18 protein-coding genes are annotated in these 16,423 nt (G+C 68.9%); 14 read left to right on the top strand and 4 right to left on the bottom strand.

Annotated features, from left to right (window positions below; translation table 11 throughout):
• Window positions 1–180 precede the first annotated feature (180 nt).
• From ACZ6O0_RS25370 to ligD, 3 genes are read left to right on the top strand one after another with little or no spacing between them, the layout of a single operon-like run.
• On the top strand, window positions 181–1,356 hold the full coding sequence (locus ACZ6O0_RS25370; protein ID WP_465767457.1) for a helix-turn-helix domain-containing protein: 1,176 nt from the start codon (window positions 181–183) through the stop codon (window positions 1,354–1,356).
• 1 nt (window position 1,357) lies between these two features.
• A complete protein-coding gene (locus tag ACZ6O0_RS25365; RefSeq protein WP_465767456.1) occupies window positions 1,358–2,494 on the top strand; it encodes a branched-chain amino acid aminotransferase in 1,137 nt (378 codons plus the stop codon).
• A gap of 35 nt (window positions 2,495–2,529) precedes the next feature.
• A complete protein-coding gene (gene ligD, locus ACZ6O0_RS25360) occupies window positions 2,530–3,507 on the top strand; it encodes a non-homologous end-joining DNA ligase (protein ID WP_465767455.1) in 978 nt (325 codons plus the stop codon).
• A 6-nt stretch (window positions 3,508–3,513) separates the two neighbouring features.
• On the opposite strand, the gene ACZ6O0_RS25355 is transcribed toward ligD, so the two are convergent.
• Window positions 3,514–4,206: a CHASE3 domain-containing protein gene (locus ACZ6O0_RS25355; protein WP_465767454.1), complete on the bottom strand. Its 693-nt coding sequence runs from the start codon at window positions 4,204–4,206 to the stop codon at window positions 3,514–3,516.
• Window positions 4,207–4,256: 50 nt separating this feature from the next.
• Window positions 4,257–4,868 carry a TetR/AcrR family transcriptional regulator gene (locus tag ACZ6O0_RS25350; protein ID WP_465767453.1) on the bottom strand — a complete coding sequence of 204 codons (612 nt, stop codon included), beginning with the start codon at window positions 4,866–4,868 and terminating at the stop codon, window positions 4,257–4,259.
• Between the two features lie 84 nt (window positions 4,869–4,952).
• On the opposite strand from ACZ6O0_RS25350, the gene ACZ6O0_RS25345 reads away from it, so the two are divergent.
• Window positions 4,953–6,311: an FAD-dependent monooxygenase gene (locus ACZ6O0_RS25345; protein ID WP_465767452.1), complete on the top strand. Its 1,359-nt coding sequence runs from the start codon at window positions 4,953–4,955 to the stop codon at window positions 6,309–6,311.
• Here the strand turns inward: ACZ6O0_RS25345 and ACZ6O0_RS25340 are convergent.
• Window positions 6,308–7,375, bottom strand: a complete 1,068-nt coding sequence (locus ACZ6O0_RS25340; protein WP_465767451.1) for a substrate-binding domain-containing protein — start codon at window positions 7,373–7,375, stop codon at window positions 6,308–6,310. The two genes, ACZ6O0_RS25345 and ACZ6O0_RS25340, sit on opposite strands and share 4 nt — an antisense overlap.
• 115 nt (window positions 7,376–7,490) lie before the next feature.
• Here ACZ6O0_RS25340 and ACZ6O0_RS25335 point away from each other — a divergent pair, with 115 nt between their 5' ends.
• The 9 genes from ACZ6O0_RS25335 to ACZ6O0_RS25295 all read left to right on the top strand — a co-directional run bounded on the left by ACZ6O0_RS25335 (window position 7,491) and on the right by ACZ6O0_RS25295 (window position 14,680).
• The gene (locus ACZ6O0_RS25335; RefSeq protein ID WP_465767450.1) at window positions 7,491–7,886 is read left to right on the top strand and encodes a MarR family winged helix-turn-helix transcriptional regulator; all 396 of its coding nucleotides are present in this window, start codon (window positions 7,491–7,493) and stop codon (window positions 7,884–7,886) included.
• A gap of 101 nt (window positions 7,887–7,987) precedes the next feature.
• Complete coding sequence (locus ACZ6O0_RS25330; RefSeq protein WP_465767449.1) at window positions 7,988–9,640, top strand: purine-cytosine permease family protein; 1,653 nt, start codon at window positions 7,988–7,990, stop codon at window positions 9,638–9,640.
• Window positions 9,637–9,939, top strand: coding sequence for an urease subunit gamma (locus tag ACZ6O0_RS25325; RefSeq protein ID WP_465767448.1), 303 nt, complete (start codon window positions 9,637–9,639; stop codon window positions 9,937–9,939). Before ACZ6O0_RS25330 ends, ACZ6O0_RS25325 begins: the two co-directional genes overlap by 4 nt.
• Window positions 9,940–9,948: 9 nt before the next feature.
• Window positions 9,949–10,260, top strand: coding sequence for an urease subunit beta (gene ureB, locus ACZ6O0_RS25320; RefSeq protein ID WP_465767447.1), 312 nt, complete (start codon window positions 9,949–9,951; stop codon window positions 10,258–10,260).
• Entirely contained in the window at window positions 10,253–11,956 is a 1,704-nt protein-coding gene (locus ACZ6O0_RS25315; protein WP_465767446.1) for an urease subunit alpha, read from the top strand. The genes ureB and ACZ6O0_RS25315 overlap by 8 nt, the downstream gene beginning before the upstream one ends.
• Window positions 11,956–12,633 (top strand): urease accessory protein UreF, encoded by a 678-nt coding sequence (locus ACZ6O0_RS25310; protein ID WP_465767445.1) that lies wholly within the window; start codon window positions 11,956–11,958, stop codon window positions 12,631–12,633. The genes ACZ6O0_RS25315 and ACZ6O0_RS25310 overlap by 1 nt, the downstream gene beginning before the upstream one ends.
• Window positions 12,626–13,345, top strand: a complete 720-nt coding sequence (gene ureG / locus ACZ6O0_RS25305; protein ID WP_465767444.1) for an urease accessory protein UreG — start codon at window positions 12,626–12,628, stop codon at window positions 13,343–13,345. The genes ACZ6O0_RS25310 and ureG overlap by 8 nt, the downstream gene beginning before the upstream one ends.
• A gap of 12 nt (window positions 13,346–13,357) precedes the next feature.
• On the top strand, window positions 13,358–14,038 hold the full coding sequence (locus ACZ6O0_RS25300) for an urease accessory protein UreD (RefSeq protein ID WP_465767443.1): 681 nt from the start codon (window positions 13,358–13,360) through the stop codon (window positions 14,036–14,038).
• 9 nt (window positions 14,039–14,047) lie between these two features.
• The gene (locus ACZ6O0_RS25295) at window positions 14,048–14,680 is read left to right on the top strand and encodes a nucleoside/nucleotide kinase family protein (protein ID WP_465767442.1); all 633 of its coding nucleotides are present in this window, start codon (window positions 14,048–14,050) and stop codon (window positions 14,678–14,680) included.
• Here ACZ6O0_RS25295 and ACZ6O0_RS25290 read toward each other — a convergent pair.
• On the bottom strand, window positions 14,668–15,435 hold the full coding sequence (locus ACZ6O0_RS25290) for a TetR/AcrR family transcriptional regulator (protein ID WP_465767441.1): 768 nt from the start codon (window positions 15,433–15,435) through the stop codon (window positions 14,668–14,670). The genes ACZ6O0_RS25295 and ACZ6O0_RS25290 overlap by 13 nt on opposite strands.
• An 82-nt stretch (window positions 15,436–15,517) precedes the next feature.
• On the opposite strand from ACZ6O0_RS25290, the gene ACZ6O0_RS25285 reads away from it, so the two are divergent.
• Entirely contained in the window at window positions 15,518–16,417 is a 900-nt protein-coding gene (locus ACZ6O0_RS25285) for an ATP-binding cassette domain-containing protein (protein WP_465767440.1), read from the top strand.
• The last annotated feature ends 6 nt before the right edge of the window (window positions 16,418–16,423 follow it).

Genomic DNA, 16,423 nt, shown 5'->3' with positions numbered 1-16,423 from the left:
CAGCGCGCGCTGTGCACAACAGGTGTGGTCTGTGGGCTGTGCGAACAGCCCACACCCCTGACTGCCCCGCTTGGGCTGGTTTTGTCGGTGGGGGCTCGTACCGTCGTCGACACGCACCGCAACCACCAGGCGGACCAGTGAGCGGGCCGGAGGGCTCGGAGCGCGAACGGGGGTGATCCTGTGGCCGAGACAACCTTCGGGACAGCTTTCGGAACGGGGTTCGGCACGCAGTTGCGGCAGTGCCGGCAGGCGGCCGGCTTGAGCCTGCGGCAACTGGCAGGCCGCGTCGGGTACGACCACAGTTACCTGTCGCAGGTGGAGCGCGGCCAACGCCCGGGATCCGCCGATCTGGCGCGCCTCTGCGACCGCGAGCTCGGCACCGGCAGCCGGCTGACCGACGCCTACACGCAGGCGCACCGCAAGCGCCCTCCGATCGAGCCGGTCCCCCTTGATCCGCTGAGCGCCGCGTGGCACCAGCTGACCAGTGGGTACGGCGAAGTCGACGAGTGCGCAGATCCGGAGAGTGTTCCGCCGGCTCGACTGCTGCCCGAGCTGGTGAGCGAGCTGCGATTGCTCCAGGCCCGCGGGCCGGAAGCGGCCCGGGCTACGCGGCTGTGTGTGCTGATCTCCGAGACACTGACCGGGTTCGGGGAGTCGCGCGGCGCGGGGCGCTGGTGGTGGGCCGCCCGAGCGGTCGCGGACGAGTCGGGTGAGGGCCGGCTCCGGAGTGAGGTGCGCGCCGCCGAAGCGGTCAGCGGGTTGACGGAGCGACGGCCCCTGCCGCAGCTGCTGGAGATGGCCGACGAAGCGTTGGCGCTTGCTCAGCACACCAGCGCTGTTCTCCGGGCTCATGCGGTGCGTGCACGCGTCCTCGCCGCACTGGGCGACGCTGTCGAGGCACACCGGGCTCTGCAACGGTTGCTGAGCTGTTCCGATGCGTTGCCCTCGGCAACCGACCTGCCGACGTACCAGGTGCATGCCCTGGAAGGCAGAGTGTGCACGAGCCTGGGCTACGGGACGGCCGGATGCCTGCTGCTGGGGCGTGCGCTGGAGCTGTGTCCCGACGGCAACCTGGGTGAGCGAGCACGACTGCAGGTCGCGCAGGCGGAGTGCCTGGCACTGGAGGGAGAGGTCGCTGCCGCGCTGGCGCTGGCGATGCGAGTCCTGGTCGAGCTTCCGGGCGAGTGGCACACCTCTTACTTGTACGACGACGCCGACCGGGTGCTGTCCGCCGTGCGAGAGCGTGCGCCCGGGCTGCCCGGCGTACGGGATTTGCAGGTGCTTCTGGAGCGCCGGGCGTACCTGAACGGCCGGAGTGTGGGCGGCGGGTCGTGGTCGGGTGAGTGTCGGGAGTAGCGTGCGCAGGGTGACAGCTGAGACGACGGTGACAGACGCGTGGGACTTCGCGGTCGAGTTGCGGAGTGATCCGGCCAGTGCGGAGGCTCGGGCGGAGGTGCTGGCCAAGCCGGCGTTCGGGCAGGCGTTCACGGACCACATGGTGGTGGCGAACTGGACGCCCGAGAGTGGATGGCATGATGCGAAGGTGACGGCGTACGCGCCGCTCACGGTCAGCCCGGCCGCCGCCGTCCTGCACTACTCGCAGGAGATCTTCGAGGGCCTCAAGGCGTATCGGCACGCGGATGGATCCGTCTGGGCGTTCCGGCCGGATCGAAACGCGGCCCGCTTCACCGCGAGCGCTGAGCGGCTCGCGCTGCCACAGGTCCCGGAGGACGCGTTCATCGCGGCCCTACGTGCGTTGGTGACCGTGGACGAGCCGTGGGTGCCGTCGGCCGAGGACGGCGAGACCAGTCTGTACTTGCGCCCGTACATGATCGCCACCGAGGCCGCGCTGAGCGTGCGGCCGGCGCGGGAGGTGCTGTTCGGGGTCATCGCCTCGCCCGCGGGTCCGTACTTCGACACCGGCCCCAAGCCGGTCTCCATCTGGCTGACGACCTCGACCATTCGCGCGACGCCCGGTGGGACCGGTGCGGCCAAGTGCGGTGGGAACTACGCTGCCAGCCTCGCCGGACTGGCCGAGGCGGTCGCGAACGGCTGCGAGCAGGTCGCCTTCGTCGACGCCGTCGAGCACAAGTGGCTCGAGGAGATCGGCAGCATGAACATGTTCTTCGTGTACGCCGACGGCCGGATCGCGACCCCGGAGCTGACCGGTTCCATCCTGGAAGGGGTCACCCGGGCCTCGGTCGTCGAGCTCGCGAAGGATCTCGGGCACACCGTCGAGGAGCGGCTGATCTCCGCGGACGAGTGGAAGGACGGCGTGCGCAGCGGCGAGATCACCGAGGTGTTCGCGTCCGGCACGGCCGCGGTCATCACCCCGATCGGCCGGGTCGCCTGGCCCGACGGCGATCTCACCATCGGCGACCACTCGGTCGACTATGGCGTCGGCCCGGTCACCCGGTCGATCCGCAGCGCCCTGCTCGACCTGCAGTACGGCCGCACCCCCGACACCCGCAACTGGCTGACCAGACTGGCTTAGTGCGGTTTGTCCCTGGGCGCCGCTAGGTTGAGGGCATGGCTGAGTCCAAGGGGAAGGCGAAGTCTCCGGCGATCGAGCTGGAGGTCGGCGACCGGACGGTGCGGATCTCCAATCCGGACCGCGTGTACTTTCCTGCCCGCGGCGAGACCAAGCTGGACCTGGTCAAGTACTACCTGTCCGTCGGCGACGGGATCGTGCGCGCCTTGCGGGAGCGGCCGTGCATGCTGCACCGGTTCCCGGAGGGCGTGTCCGGCGAGAAGGTGCACCAGAAGCGGTTGCCGCATGGAGCGCCGCCGTGGATGGAGACCGTGCGGGTGAAGTTCCCGCGCTACAACCGGACCGCCGACGAGCTGTGCGTCACCGAGATCGCGCACGTCGCCTGGGCGGTGCAGATGTCGACGGTCGAGTTCCACCCGTGGAACTCGCGGCGTGCCGACACCGAGAAGCCCGACGAGTGGCGGATCGACCTCGACCCGATGCCGGACTGCCCGTTCGACCGGGTCCGCCGGGTCGCGCACGTCGCTCACGAGGTCCTCGACGACCTGGGTGCGGTCGGCTATCCGAAGACGTCCGGCGGTTCGGGGATCCACATCTACGTCCGCGTCGAGCCGACGTACGGATTCTCCGACGTACGCCGGGCTGCCCTGGCGTTCGCGCGGGAAGTCGAGCGGCGTGCACCCGATGACGTGACGACGACGTGGTGGCGCAAGGACCGGGACCCGAAGAAGCTGTTCGTCGATTTCAACCAGAACGCCCGCGACCACACGATCGCGGCCGCGTACTCGGTCCGCGGCAACCCCGAGGGCACCGTCTCGACCCCGATCCGCTGGGACGAGGTGGACGACGTCGAGCCGCGCGCGTTCACCATCGCCACGGTTCCCCAACGCTTCGCCGAGCTGGGCGACCTGCACGAGACCATCGACGACAACGTCTACTCCCTCGACACCCTGATGGAGTGGGCCGCCCGCGACGAACGCGAAGGCGCCGAGGAGCCACCCCCGCCGGACGAGTAGCCCGGGTCAGAGTGGGTCGGCAGTCAGGATCGCCGCGAGCTTGAAGATCGGCGTGGCGATCTGCCGGACCAGCCAGTACGCGATCACCGAGCCGGCCAGCAACGCCGCGAGCAGGCTGCCGACCAGGATCACGACGGCTCTCGTCGCCGAGCTGGGCAGCCAGCCGGTGGCGGACTGCAGTGTGGTCTGACCAAGACTCCGAGTCTGCTGCAGCGACTCCTCGTACTGCTTGCGCAGGGCTCGGTCCGGTCCCACCGACGCGGCGATGGCTGCTTGCTTGTCACCGGCCTGGTAGCTCGCGAACTCGGCGCGCGTGGCGGTCCACCAGCGCTCGAAGCCGGCACTGGACGCATTCGCCGCCCGGCGTTGCTCGTCCGTGGTCGCTACTCGCACCGCGGTCGCGAGCTCCCGGCGTACGGCGGCCACGCTCTGGTCGGCCTCGCGCAGGTACATCGGGTCGCCGGTCAGCAGGAAGCCGCGCTGGTCGTTGGCGACGCTCTTCGCGTCCAGAGACGCCGAGGCGATCGCCGTCGCGAACGGGACGTCCTCCTTCACCCGGGACTCGTCCCGGCTCAGGCTGACGACGAGGACGATCGCGACACCGGTCAGAACTACCAGCAGCGCGAGCAGAGCGCCGAGTGCGGCCCGCACCTTGTGACCGAGCGGGATCTTGGGCTGCACGGATTCGATGTCGGCCACGATGCCTCCCCAACAGGGCCCACAGATCCTCCCATTGTGCACAGGACGAGCTAGCGCGCACCGCCGGTCAGGCCGTGGTGGATGAGGTTGGTGAGGGCGTCGATGGCCTGGTCGTCGGTGATCGTCTGGCCGTTGGGCGGGTTCACCACGAGCCAGGTGTAGGCGAAGCCCTCCATCAGCGCGTTCATGGCGGAGATCTGCACCAGCGGATCGGCCGGCGGGTTCGGCAGGCGGGAGAAGTGCTCGATCATGTGCTGGTCGTCGTCGGCCATGATCTGCTGCAGCCGGGGACCGAGCTCCGGGTCGACCATCGCGGCCTGTTTCACCGCGATCATCTCCGGCAGGTGCGCCTGGTAGAACCGCCAGAACGCCGCCACGTGCCAGCGGACCGCTGACACCTTGCTGAAGTCCGCGTCGTGGCCGGCGTCGTCGTGCACCGCCTCGTCCGCCTCCAGGAGCATGTCCTTCAGGAGCGCCTCGAGCAGCTCCTCCTTGCTCGCGAAGTGGTTGTAGAACGACCCCGTCGCGCGGCCCGCGGCCGCGGTGATGTCGGTGATCTTCGTGTTCAGGTATCCGCGCTCGGCGAACACCTCCCGGGCGGCCTGCTTCAGCGCCACCTCGGTCCCGGCCGCCCGCTGCCGGCGGCTCACCGCGTCCGTCACCAGGAACCTCCTTGACAGCGAACCCTAGCCAGGTTCACACTGAATCTAAATTCAGTGAATCATAATTCACCCAAGGAGACCAGTATGAACGTCTTGATTGCAGGTGCCGGGCCGACCGGCCTGACGCTGGCGATCGACCTCGCCCGGCGGGGTGTCGCCGTCCGCGTGATCGACAAGGCGACGGAGTTCTTCAACGGATCGCGGGGCGACGGGCTGCAGCCGCGGACGCTGGAGGTGTTCGAGGACCTCGGTGTGGTCGACGACGTCCTGCAGCAGAGCATCGCGATCCCGCTGATGAAGATCTCCCTCGACGGCACGCTGGTCGACGAGCGCCGGATGGCCGAGCCCGTCGAGCCCACCCCGGACATCCCGTACCCGAACGCCCGGATGCTCGGTCAGTCGCGCACCGAGAAGATCCTGCGCGACAAGCTTGCGGAGTACGGCGTAGGCGTCGAGCTCGACACCGCGATCGTCGGGTTCACCCAGGACGACGACTCGGTGACCGCCGAGCTCTCCACCGGCGAGACGGTCGAGGCCACCTACCTGGTCGGCGCGGACGGCGGCCGGAGCTTCGTCCGCAAGCACCTCGGGATCGCGTTCGAGGGGACCACGGACGAGTCGATCCGGACGCTGCTCGGCGATGTCGCGGCCGACGGGCTGGACCACGAGTTCGGCTACTGGTTCGCGACCAAGGAGAACCCGATGGCCGGGATCGCGATGACACCGCTCTCGGGTGGCGACCAGTTCCAGTTCGGCGCTCCGCTCGACACCAACGAGGCCGACACGTCGATCGAGGCCCTGCAGGAGCTCGTCGATCGGTACGCCGGTCCGGGTACGGCGAAGCTCCGCGACCTGACCTGGTCGACGGTCTGGCGGCCGAACGTCCGGCTGGCCGAGCGGTTCCGGGTCGGCCGGGTCTTCATCGCCGGCGATGCGGCGCACGTGCACCCGCCGACCGGTGGCCAAGGCCTGAACACCGGCGTCCAGGACGCGTACAACCTCGGCTGGAAGCTCGCGGACGGGCGCGAGGAGGTGCTGGCGACGTACGAGACCGAGCGCCGCACGAACGCCGAACGCGTGCTCGGGATCAGCGAGGACCTGCTGCAGAAGCACGTCGACGGCGACGAGGCCGCGATGGAGCGCGGCGAGAACACCCGCCAGCTCGACGTCTCCTACCGCGACCCGTCGGACACCCGTCCGATCACGTCCGGCGACCGCGCTCCGGACGCTCCGCTCACCGATGCCGCTGGCAACAAAGTCCGGCTGTTCGAGCTCTTCCGCGGACCGCACGAGACCCTGCTGCGCTTCTCCCCCACCACCCCCTCGACCCACCCGCACACCGTCGACATCGGGACGACGTACACCTCCCCGGAAGCCTTCGCCCACTACCACGCGGCGGACGGCGACGAGATCCTGATCCGCTCCGACGGCTACCTGGCCTAAGCAGTGTGGGCGATCTGCTCCTGGACCTTGAACTCGAGTCCGTCGGCGGCGGCCAGGTAGACGTCCTGGTCGACCAGGTTGCCGTCGAGGCGGAGCAGGCCGCGGGGGCTGTCGTAGAAGTGGCCGGTGGGCAGGGCGGCCACCGAGGACATCGCGATCGAGCCGCTGACCTCACCGAGGCGGGCGAGGAACCGGATGGCCTCGTAGCAGGACTCGCCCACCGCGTTGAGGGCCGGAGCGAAGCGGCCGAAACGCGCGTAGTACTGCCGGGCGAACTCGCCGCTCTCCACGGTCTGCAGGCCGTCGAAGTACGCCGCGGCCGCGTAGACACCGTCGTTGGCACTCGGACCGGCGCCGAGGAGCGTGTTCTCCTCGATCGCCGGGCTGAGGCGGAGCAGGTTCTCACTCAGGCCGGCGCGGGCGAACTGGCGATTGAAGTGGACCGCGTCCTGGCCCATCAGGAGCATGATCACCCCGTCGGCCCTGGTTGCCTTCAGCTCATTGATGACCGGGCTGAAGTTCTCGGTGCCGAGCGCAACGTACGCCGACTCGACGACCTCGGATCCCGTTCCCTGTAAGGCCTCCTGGGCGACCGAGCCGGTCACGCGCGGATAGACATAGTCGTTGCCGACGACCACCCATCGACGGGCTCCGTGATGTTCGCGGAGCCAGTGGGTTGCCGGCAGCAACTGGTTGACCGGGCGCTCGCCGAGCATGAAGACACCCGGGGTGTCGTCGCTGCCTTCGTGCATCGCGGCGAAGGCGTAGACGACCCGGCCGCCGATGCGTCGGGTGAGCGCGACGCGGACGGCGGAGATGTGCCAGCCGGCGACCGCGTCCACCCGGCCGGCGTCGACGAGCCGGCCCACGTCCTCGGCCACGACTTCGGGTGATCGGCCGGCGTCGACCTGGACGAGCTCGATCCGGCGACCGGCGATGCCGTTGCGCGCATTGAGTTGCTCGACGGCGAGCTGTCCGCAGGCGAGACAGGAGGGCCCATAGATCCCGGTCGGGCCCTGCAGCGGCACCACGAAGGCGATCGACAGCACATCGGAACGCCGCACAGTCACCTCCTCAGACCGCAGATTCGAACAGTGTGACCGCACCGGAGGCGCAACTTCGAGCGAACGGCTATATTTCCCAGCACCTAGACGCGGCCTTAGGACGGGAGGAGTGCGGATGCCGACCAGCCTGCTCCTGCTGCTCAAGCGGGCCGAGCGCCGGATCGAGCTCGGTCTGGCGCCGTTGCTCGAGGAGTTCGGGCTGACGATCGAGCAGTGGCGGATCATGTCGGCGCTGCACGAGGAGCCCGGTCAGCCGATGTCGGTTCTGGCCGAGTCCGCCGTACTCCCGGCCGCGAGCCTGACCCGGCACGTGGACAAGCTGGTCGAGCGCGGTCTGGTCCTGCGGCGCATCCACCCGGACGACAAGCGGCGGATCGTCACCGCCCTGTCCCCCGTCGGCACGACCGTCGCGGACCGCCTCGCGGCCACCCAGCGGGATCTCGAGGCCGACCTCGGGGATTACTTCCAGATGGAAATACACGAACGTAGCGGATCGGCAACACAGCGGTAACACCGCGTTCCTAGGTTCCTTCCATTCGGGTGCATCCCCGCCGGCAGCGTCGCCGGTCCGCCGGAGCACCGCTCGCCCGAAGGTGCCGCAGGAGTTCCGCCATGACTGTTGAACCCTCGCTCGACGACCGCACCCCCGCCCACCCCTCCGCGCAGCTACCGACCCAGACGGCCGCGACCCGGGAGACGCTGGAGGACTACACCCTCCGGTTCGCGCCGCGCAGTTATCGCAAGTGGTCGACCGGCGTCGTCGCTGTCTCGGCGCTCGGCGGCATCGCCTACCTCGCCGACTTCGCGATCGGCGCGAACATCGGGATCTCCTACGGCACCACGAACGCGCTGTGGGGCATCGGGATCTTCGCGGTGGTGATCTTCGTGACCGGCCTGCCGCTCGCGTACTACGCGGCCCGGTACAACATCGACCTCGACCTGATCACCCGCGGCAGCGGCTTCGGGTACTACGGCTCGGTGGTGACGAACGTGATCTTCGCGTCGTTCACCTTCATCTTCTTCGCCCTCGAGGGCTCGATCATGGCGCAGGGTCTCGAGCTCGGGCTGCACGTGCCACTGTGGCTCGGGTACGCCGTGTCCACGCTGGTGATCTTCCCGTTGGTCATCTACGGGATGAAGGTGTTGTCGACCTTGCAGGTGTGGACGACACCGCTGTGGCTGATCCTGATGGTGCTGCCGTTCGTCTACCTGGTCGTCTCGCACCCGGACTCGGTGTCGACGTTCTTCGACTACGGCCCGGACGCGGACCTCGGCTCGATGCTGCTGGCGGCCGGTGTGTGCCTGTCGCTGATCGCCCAGATCGCCGAGCAGATCGACTACCTGCGCTTCATGCCGCCGAAGACGCCGGAGAACTCACGCAAGTGGTGGACCGCGATGCTGCTGGCCGGTCCGGGGTGGGTGATCTTCGGCGCGATCAAGCAGGTGATCGGCCTCTTCCTGGCGGTCTACATCATCGCTCAGGTCTCCGACGGCACCACGATCGCGAACCAGCCGGTTCATCAGTTCCTCGAGATCTACCGCGGGTTCCTGCCAGGGTGGCTGGCGATGACGCTGGCCGTCGTACTGGTCGTGATCAGCCAGGTGAAGATCAACGTCACCAACGCGTACTCCGGTTCGCTCGCCTGGACGAACTCGTACACCCGGCTGACCCGGCACTACCCCGGGCGGCTGGTGTTCCTCGGCTTCAACCTGGTGATCGCGCTGGTGCTGATGGAGGCGAACATGTTCGACTTCCTCAACACCATCCTCGGCTTCTACGCGAATTGCGGGATGGCGTGGATCGTGGTCGTTGCCTCCGACATCGTCTTCAACAAGTACCTGCTGAAGCTGTCGCCGAAGGCGCCCGAGTTCCGGCGGGGCATGCTGTACGCCGTCAACCCGGTCGGCTTCGTCTCGATGGCGGTGGCCGCGGGAGTGTCGATCCTGGTCTTCTTCGGTGGACTCGGCGACACGATCAAGCCGTACTCACCACTCGTCGCGATCGGGCTGGCCGTCGTACTGCCGCCGATCCTGGCCGTGGTGACGCGGGGCAAGTACTACTTGCGCCGTACTGACGACGGGTTGGACCTGCCGATGTACGACGAGCACGGGAACCCGTCGGGCGCGGCGCTGACGTGTCACGTGTGCAGGCAGGAGTACGAGCGGCCGGACATGACCGCATGCGCGACCCACGACGCGGCCGTCTGCTCGCTCTGCCTGAGCACCGACAAGGTGTCCGACCACGTCCTCCCGGTCGCACCGTGAACTTCACACCCTCCGACGTCGAGAAGCTGCTGCTCTCCGTGGCCGGCATGGTCGCCCGCGACCGGCTGGCCCGGGGAGTCCGGCTCAACCACCCCGAAGCCGTGGCGCTACTGAGCACGTGGGTGATCGAACGCGCCCGCGAAGGCGCCCGCGTCACCGACCTGATGGAGACCGGCCGCACCGTCCTCACCCGGGAACAGGTCATGCCCGGTGTCGCCGAACTACTCCACGACGTGCAAGTGGAGGCGACCTTCCCGGACGGCCGCAAGCTCGTGACCATCCACCACCCGATCATCTGAAGGAGACGCATGAATGCTCCAGGTGAAATCCGCGTCCGACCGGGAACGATCGAGCTGAACACAGATCGTTCGGACAGTGAGCGTTTGCGACTGGTGATCGTGAACACGGGCGACCGCCCGATCCAGATCGGCTCCCACCTGCACCTGCCGGACGCGAACACTGCGCTGTCCTTCGATCGCGCGGCCGCTCGGGGCTTCCGACTGGACATCCCATCAGGTACGTCGCAGCGCTTCGAGCCGGGCGCCTCCCGCGAGGTACAGCTCGTTGCGCTCAAGGGATTGCGTCGCGTGCCTGGGATTCAGGTGAAGCGCGATGGTTGAGATTTCGCGGGCTGCGTATGCCGCCCTGTACGGGCCGACTGCTGGGGATCAGGTGCGGTTGGGTGATACCGACCTCTGGGTCGAGGTGGAGGAGGACCTCACCGTCGGTGGGGAGGAGGTGGTGTTCGGTGGGGGGAAGTCCATTCGCGAGTCGATGGGGCAGGGTACGGCGACCCGGGCGGATGGGGCTCCCGACACTGTCATCACCAACGTGCTGGTGGTGGACTGGTGGGGCATCGTGCGGGCCGATGTCGGGATCCGGGACGGGCGGATCGTCGCGCTGGGGCGGGCGGGGAATCCGGACATCGCGGACGGCGTCCACCCGGACCTGCGGATCGGGCCGTCGACGGATGTGATCGCGGGTGAGGGGCGGATCCTCACCGCGGGGGCGATCGACTCACACGTGCATCTGTTGTCGCCGTCGCAGTTGCATGAAGCGGTGGCGACCGGGATCACCACGATCGTCGGCGGCGGGACCGGGCCGAGCGAAGGGTCGAAGGCGACCACGGTCACGCCGGGCGCGTGGCACCTCGAGCAGATGCATCGGAGCTTGGACGCGTACCCACTCAACGTGCTGCTGCTGGGCAAGGGGAACACGGTCAGCGCGGAGGCGCTCGCCGAGCAGGCGCTCGCGGGTGCGGCCGGGTACAAGGTGCACGAGGACTGGGGTTCGACGCCGGCCGCGATCGACGCCGCGCTCCGGGCCGCGGACGAGTGGGGTCTGCAGGTCGCGCTCCACGCGGACAGCCTGAACGAGGCCGGCTTCGTCGAGTCGACGCTGAACGCGATCGCCGGTCGCGGGATCCACGCGTTCCACGTCGAAGGCGCGGGCGGTGGTCACGCGCCGGACATCCTCTCGATCGCGTCGTACCCGCACGTCATCCCCGGCTCGACGAACCCGACGTTGCCGCACACCGTCAACACCGTCGCCGAGCACCTCGACATGCTGATGGTGTGTCACCACCTCAGCCCGGACGTGCCGGAGGATCTCGCCTTCGCCGAGTCGCGGATCCGGGCGACCACGATCGCGGCCGAGGACATCCTGCACGACCTCGGCGCGTTGTCGGTGACGTCGTCCGACGCGCAGGCGATGGGCCGGATCGGCGAGGTGATCACGCGGACCTGGCAGGTCGCGCACGTGATGAAGCACCGGCGCGGCGCGCTCGACGGTGGCCTGCCGGCGGACAACGAGCGGGTCCGGCGGTACGTCGCGAAGTACACCATCAACCCGGCGGTTGCCCATGGCATCGATCAGGTGGTCGGGTCGGTGGAGCCCGGGAAGCTGGCGGATCTGACGCTGTGGGATCCGCGGTACTTCGGGGTACGGCCGAGCCTGGTGATCAAGGGCGGCGCGATCGCGTGGGCGGCGCTGGGTGATCCGAACGCGTCGATCCCGACACCGCAGCCGGTGCTGATGCGGCCGGCGTTCGGGGATGCGATCGGGGCGGATCTGTCGTTCACGTTCGTCTCGCCGGCGGCGCTGGAGCACGGGCTGGCGGAACGACTGCGGTTGCGCCGGCAGCTGCTCGGCGTACGGCCGACGCGGGAGATCGGCAAGGCGGACATGAAGAACAACAGTGCGTTGCCGGCGATCGACATCGATCCGGAGACGTTCGCGATCAAGGTCGACGGCGATCTGATCCAGCCGGCTCCGGCCGAGGTTCTCCCGCTCGCCCAGCTCTATGCGATGTTCTGATGAGCTCGCCGGACGTGGTTGCGCTGATGCTCGCGGATGGGCGGTTGCCGACCGGTGGGCACACGCAGTCCGCTGGGTTGGAGCCCGCGGTCCGGGCCGGGTTAGGTGCTGACGGCAAGCAGCTCGGCGACGTGGCCGCCTACGCCCGCGACCGCCTGCGGTCGATCACTCGCGTCGAGGCCGCCGTCGCGGTGGTGGCTCGCCACACCACCCTCACCAGCTCCCATGATGTCGGGGTGGTTGAAGGAGCTTGGGCGGCGCGAACACCCAGTCAAGTGTTGCGGGCGGCCTCGCGGCGGCAAGGGCGGGCCTACTTGCGGTTGGCGGCTCGGATTTGGCCGGAGGTGGTGGGTTGTCTGCCGGCAGATAGTGAGGTCGCCCGGCCGGTTGTGGTTGGCGTGATCGGGGCCGTGACCGGGTTGTCGGCGGAGCAGGTTGCGCGGTTGGTGGCGTACGACGACGCGCAGACGGTCGTCGCCGCCTCGCTCAAGTTGCTGCCGGTCGATCCGGCCGACGCGGCGGGCTGGCTGATCGGACTGCACGACGACATCGAGCGGCTCGTCACGGACGTCGCGGCGCTCACCGAGATCGAGAAGATTCCCGCGAACGGCGCACCGCTGGTCGACCTGTTCGCGCAGAACCACTCCACCGAGAAGGTGAGGTTGTTCCATGCCTGAAACCGCACCCAGGTCCTTCCGGCTCGGCGTCGCAGGTCCCGTCGGCACCGGGAAGAGCTCGCTGATCGCGACCGTCTGCCGCGAGCTGGCCGACGAGCTGCGACTCGGCGTGATCACCAACGACATCTACACCGACGAGGACGCACGGTTGCTGCGGTCGGCCGGCGTACTCGATCCGGAGCGGATCCGCGCCGTCGAGACCGGCGCCTGCCCGCACACCGCGATCCGCGACGACGTGACCCCGAACCTGATCGCCGTCGAAGATCTCGAACGCGACTTCGCCCCGCTCGACGTCGTCCTCGTGGAGTCCGGCGGCGACAACCTGACCGCGACCTTCTCCCCCGCCCTCGTCGACGCGCAGATCTTCGTCCTCGACGTGGCCGGCGGTGGCGACGTCGCACGCAAAGGCGGGCCGGGGATCGCGCGGGCGGACCTGCTCGTCGTCAACAAGACCGACCTCGCGCAGTACGTCGGGGTCGACGTCGATCAGATGGTGAAGGACGCCGAGGCGGCACGCGACGGGAAGCCGGTACTCGCGCTCTCCCGCACCGACCCCGCATCCGTCGCGCAGCTCAAACACTGGGTGGTGTCGATGACGGCCACTGTTCGCAGCGGCGATCACACGCCCGTCGACCCCGGGCCGATGGCACCGCACTCACACGTCGGTGAGAACGGCGAACTGATCACGCACACCCACGCCCACGGACGCTGAGAACGCGACAGCATGTCCGCGCGTATCGACGTGGTCGCGGATCCGGTCCGCGATCGGTGCATGGTGAGCACCGATCACCTTTCGCCGCGCCGCCTCCCCGCGCCGCCCGGCGCCGTCCGGATCGCGTTGGTCGCCGCGGGTGCACTGCTGCTGGCCGGGGACGAAGTACGGATCGAGGTCGCAGCCGACGGGCCGGTGCGACTGGAGATCATCGAAACGGCCGGCACCGTCGCCTACGGGATGCGCGGCGCGTCCGCGCGCTGGGACGTCGACATCCAGCTGACAAACAACGCGAGCCTGCACTGGTACGGCGAACCGTTCGTCGTCTCCGCGGATGCCGACGTCACGCGGACCACGACCGTACGCCTCGCAGCAGGATGCACGGCCGAGCTCAGGGAGTCGCTGGTCCTCGGCCGGCACGGTGAGGTCGGCGGCGCGCTGCACACCAGCACCCGCGCCTGGATCGGCGACGAGCTAGCCCTGGCCGAGGACCTGGATCTCTCTCCGGCGGCACGCACAGGCTGGGCGATCCTGGGAAGCGCCCGCTGCCTCGACACGATGACCGCGCTCGGCTTCCGCCTGCCGGACGCACCGCACACCCTCCAACTCGAGGCCACCGGATCCGTCGCACGTCGCCTGGTCCACGAGCAGCACGAGAGCGACCTCGGCCTGCGCGCGACCGGCACACCCTAGGATCGACGGGTGCTCACACTCGACCCGGCCGCCGCCTACGACCGTGCCGTCGCCCTGGCCACTCGCGGCCGGCGATCCATCCTCGGGATCACCGGAGCACCCGCGGCCGGCAAGTCGACGTACGCCGAGCAACTCACCGCAAAGCTCACCGCCGACGGGCACAAGGTCGCGCTCGTGCCGATGGACGGGTATCACCTGGCACAGTCCGTCCTGGAGGAGCTGGGACTGGCTGACGTGAAGGGGGCGCCGCACACGTTCGACGGCTACGGCTTCGTCGCTTTGCTCAAAAGGCTGAAGGAGACCCCGCACGAGCTGATCTGGGCACCGCGGTTCGACCGCGGCCTGGAGGATTCGATTGCCGCGAGCATCGGAGTCGCACCGGACGTCACGCTGATCATCACCGAAGGCAACTACCTCCTCCTCGACGAGTTGCCCTGGGCAACCATCCGCACGCTCCTCGACCAGTGCTGGTACGTCGAAGTGCCCGAACAACTCCGGCACGAACGGCTGGAAGCCAGGCACCGCCGCTACGGCCGCTCCCCCGAGGAGGCCCGCGAACGAGCCTTCGGCTCCGACGAGCGCAACGCCCGACTCATCGCCGCCACCGCGCCGTCAGCCGACGCGATCATTCAGCTGGACTGACAGACGCGGTCGATGAAGGCGGCCACGCCGTCCAGATAGAGCTGCAGGCCGAAGTCGAAGTCGGCCTCGTTGTCTTCCTCGAAGCTGCCGACCTCGTCGAAGACGCCCGCTTCGACGGTGCGGGCGACCGCCGGGTAGACCCTGGGGTCCGCGACCCGCGCCAGGGTGGCGCCGAACTGCTGGAAGGCCGCCGGGTTGTCCTTGTAGCCGCGGGCCAGGTCGAAGGCCATCCGGACCTCGCCCTGGACGTAGGTGATCAGGCCCATCACGATGCCGACCTTCGCCTCCTCCGGCAGGCCGGTGTCCTGCAGCGCGGCGAGGGCGGAGTCGAACCAGGCGAGGTTGTTCGGGCCGGCCGGTGGGCCGGAGATCGGGATCCGCGCGTACCACGGGTGTCTGCGGATCGCGGTGAGCACGTTGTCCGCCCAGAACGTCAGACCGGTCCGCCAGTCGATCCCGGCCGGCGTCGGGTCGGGGCGTTCGATCGCGGCGTCCGACATCAGCACGAGCAGGTCGTCCTTGCTCTTCACATGCCGGTAGAGCGCCATCGTCGAGTTGCCCAGCCGCTCGGCGACCCGGGCCATCGAGACCGCGGCCAGGTCGTTCTCCTCGTCGGCGATCTCGATCGCGGCCCGGACGATGTCGTCGAGGGTCAGCGACGGCTTCGGCCCGCGCCGGGGCGACTCCCGCAAGCGCCACATCAGCGCCACGTCGGCCGGCAACTCGGGCAGCTCGGCCTTCTCTCCCGCGTCCACCCGGTCAGTGTAGGGCTTGCCAGGCCGTACTGCGTACCTGCTACGCTATTTAGCGTACTCAATACGCAGTAAGGAGGGGACCATGATCGTCGAGGCAGCCGGACTGCGGAAGTCGTTCGGCGCGACCGAGGTGCTGACCGGCGTCGACCTGCGGGTCCGCGAGGGTTCGGTGCTCGCCCTGCTCGGACCGAACGGCGCCGGCAAGACCACCACCGTGCGCATCCTGACCACGCTGACCAGACCTGACGCCGGCCGGGCCACCGTCGCCGGGTACGACGTACTCCGCGAGCCGGCCAAGGTCCGCGGCGTGATCAGCCTGACCGGGCAGTACGCCGCGGTCGACGAGAACCAGACCGGCCGGGAGAACCTCGTGATGATCGGCCGCCTGATGCATCTGGGCAGACCCGCGGCCCGAAGCCGGACGGGTGAGCTGCTGGAGCAGTTCGGGCTGACCGACGCGATGGACCGGCGGGTGAAGACCTACTCCGGCGGGATGCGCCGGCGGCTCGACCTGGCGATGAGCCTGATCGCGCGGCCGCGGGTGATCTTCCTGGACGAGCCGACCACCGGCCTCGATCCGGCCAGCCGGTCGACGATGTGGGACGCGATCGGCGACCTGGTCCGCGACGGTACGACGATCCTGCTGACCACGCAGTACCTGGAAGAGGCGGACCGGCTGGCCGACCGGATCGTGCTACTCGACCACGGCCGGATCGTTGCCACCGGCACCGCTGATGCGCTCAAGGCGCAGATCGGCGGCGAACGGATCGAGCTCCGCTTCCGCACCGAACCCGAGTTGCTCAAGGCAACCGGCGTACTCGATGGGACCGTCGGCCAGGACGTGCTGAGCCTTCCGTCGGACGGTACAGCGGCGCACCTGCATCACGTGCTCGACGTCCTGAGGGACAACGGGCTGCAGCCGGAGCGCGTGTCGTCACACCGGCCGACGCTCGACGACGTCTTCCTCGCGCTGACCGCTTAGGAGCCG

It is taken from the genome of Kribbella sp. NPDC048837, assembly GCF_055586945.1.
This window is presented reverse-complemented; position numbering and strand designations above follow the sequence as displayed.

Excerpts from the sequence above, each read along its gene's own strand:
- ACZ6O0_RS25335 (WP_465767450.1), top strand. The coding sequence starts at position 7,491 with ATGCCGACCAGCCTGCTCCTGCTGCTCAAGCGGGCCGAGCGCCGGATC.
- ureG (WP_465767444.1), top strand. The coding sequence starts at position 12,626 with ATGCCTGAAACCGCACCCAGGTCCTTCCGGCTCGGCGTCGCAGGTCCC.
- ureB (WP_465767447.1), top strand. The coding sequence starts at position 9,949 with ATGAATGCTCCAGGTGAAATCCGCGTCCGACCGGGAACGATCGAGCTG.
- ACZ6O0_RS25300 (WP_465767443.1), top strand. The coding sequence starts at position 13,358 with ATGTCCGCGCGTATCGACGTGGTCGCGGATCCGGTCCGCGATCGGTGC.
- ACZ6O0_RS25330 (WP_465767449.1), top strand. The coding sequence starts at position 7,988 with ATGACTGTTGAACCCTCGCTCGACGACCGCACCCCCGCCCACCCCTCC.
- ACZ6O0_RS25345 (WP_465767452.1), top strand. The coding sequence starts at position 4,953 with ATGAACGTCTTGATTGCAGGTGCCGGGCCGACCGGCCTGACGCTGGCG.
- ACZ6O0_RS25315 (WP_465767446.1), top strand. The coding sequence starts at position 10,253 with ATGGTTGAGATTTCGCGGGCTGCGTATGCCGCCCTGTACGGGCCGACT.
- ACZ6O0_RS25310 (WP_465767445.1), top strand. The coding sequence starts at position 11,956 with ATGAGCTCGCCGGACGTGGTTGCGCTGATGCTCGCGGATGGGCGGTTG.
- ACZ6O0_RS25285 (WP_465767440.1), top strand. The coding sequence starts at position 15,518 with ATGATCGTCGAGGCAGCCGGACTGCGGAAGTCGTTCGGCGCGACCGAG.
- ligD (WP_465767455.1), top strand. The coding sequence starts at position 2,530 with ATGGCTGAGTCCAAGGGGAAGGCGAAGTCTCCGGCGATCGAGCTGGAG.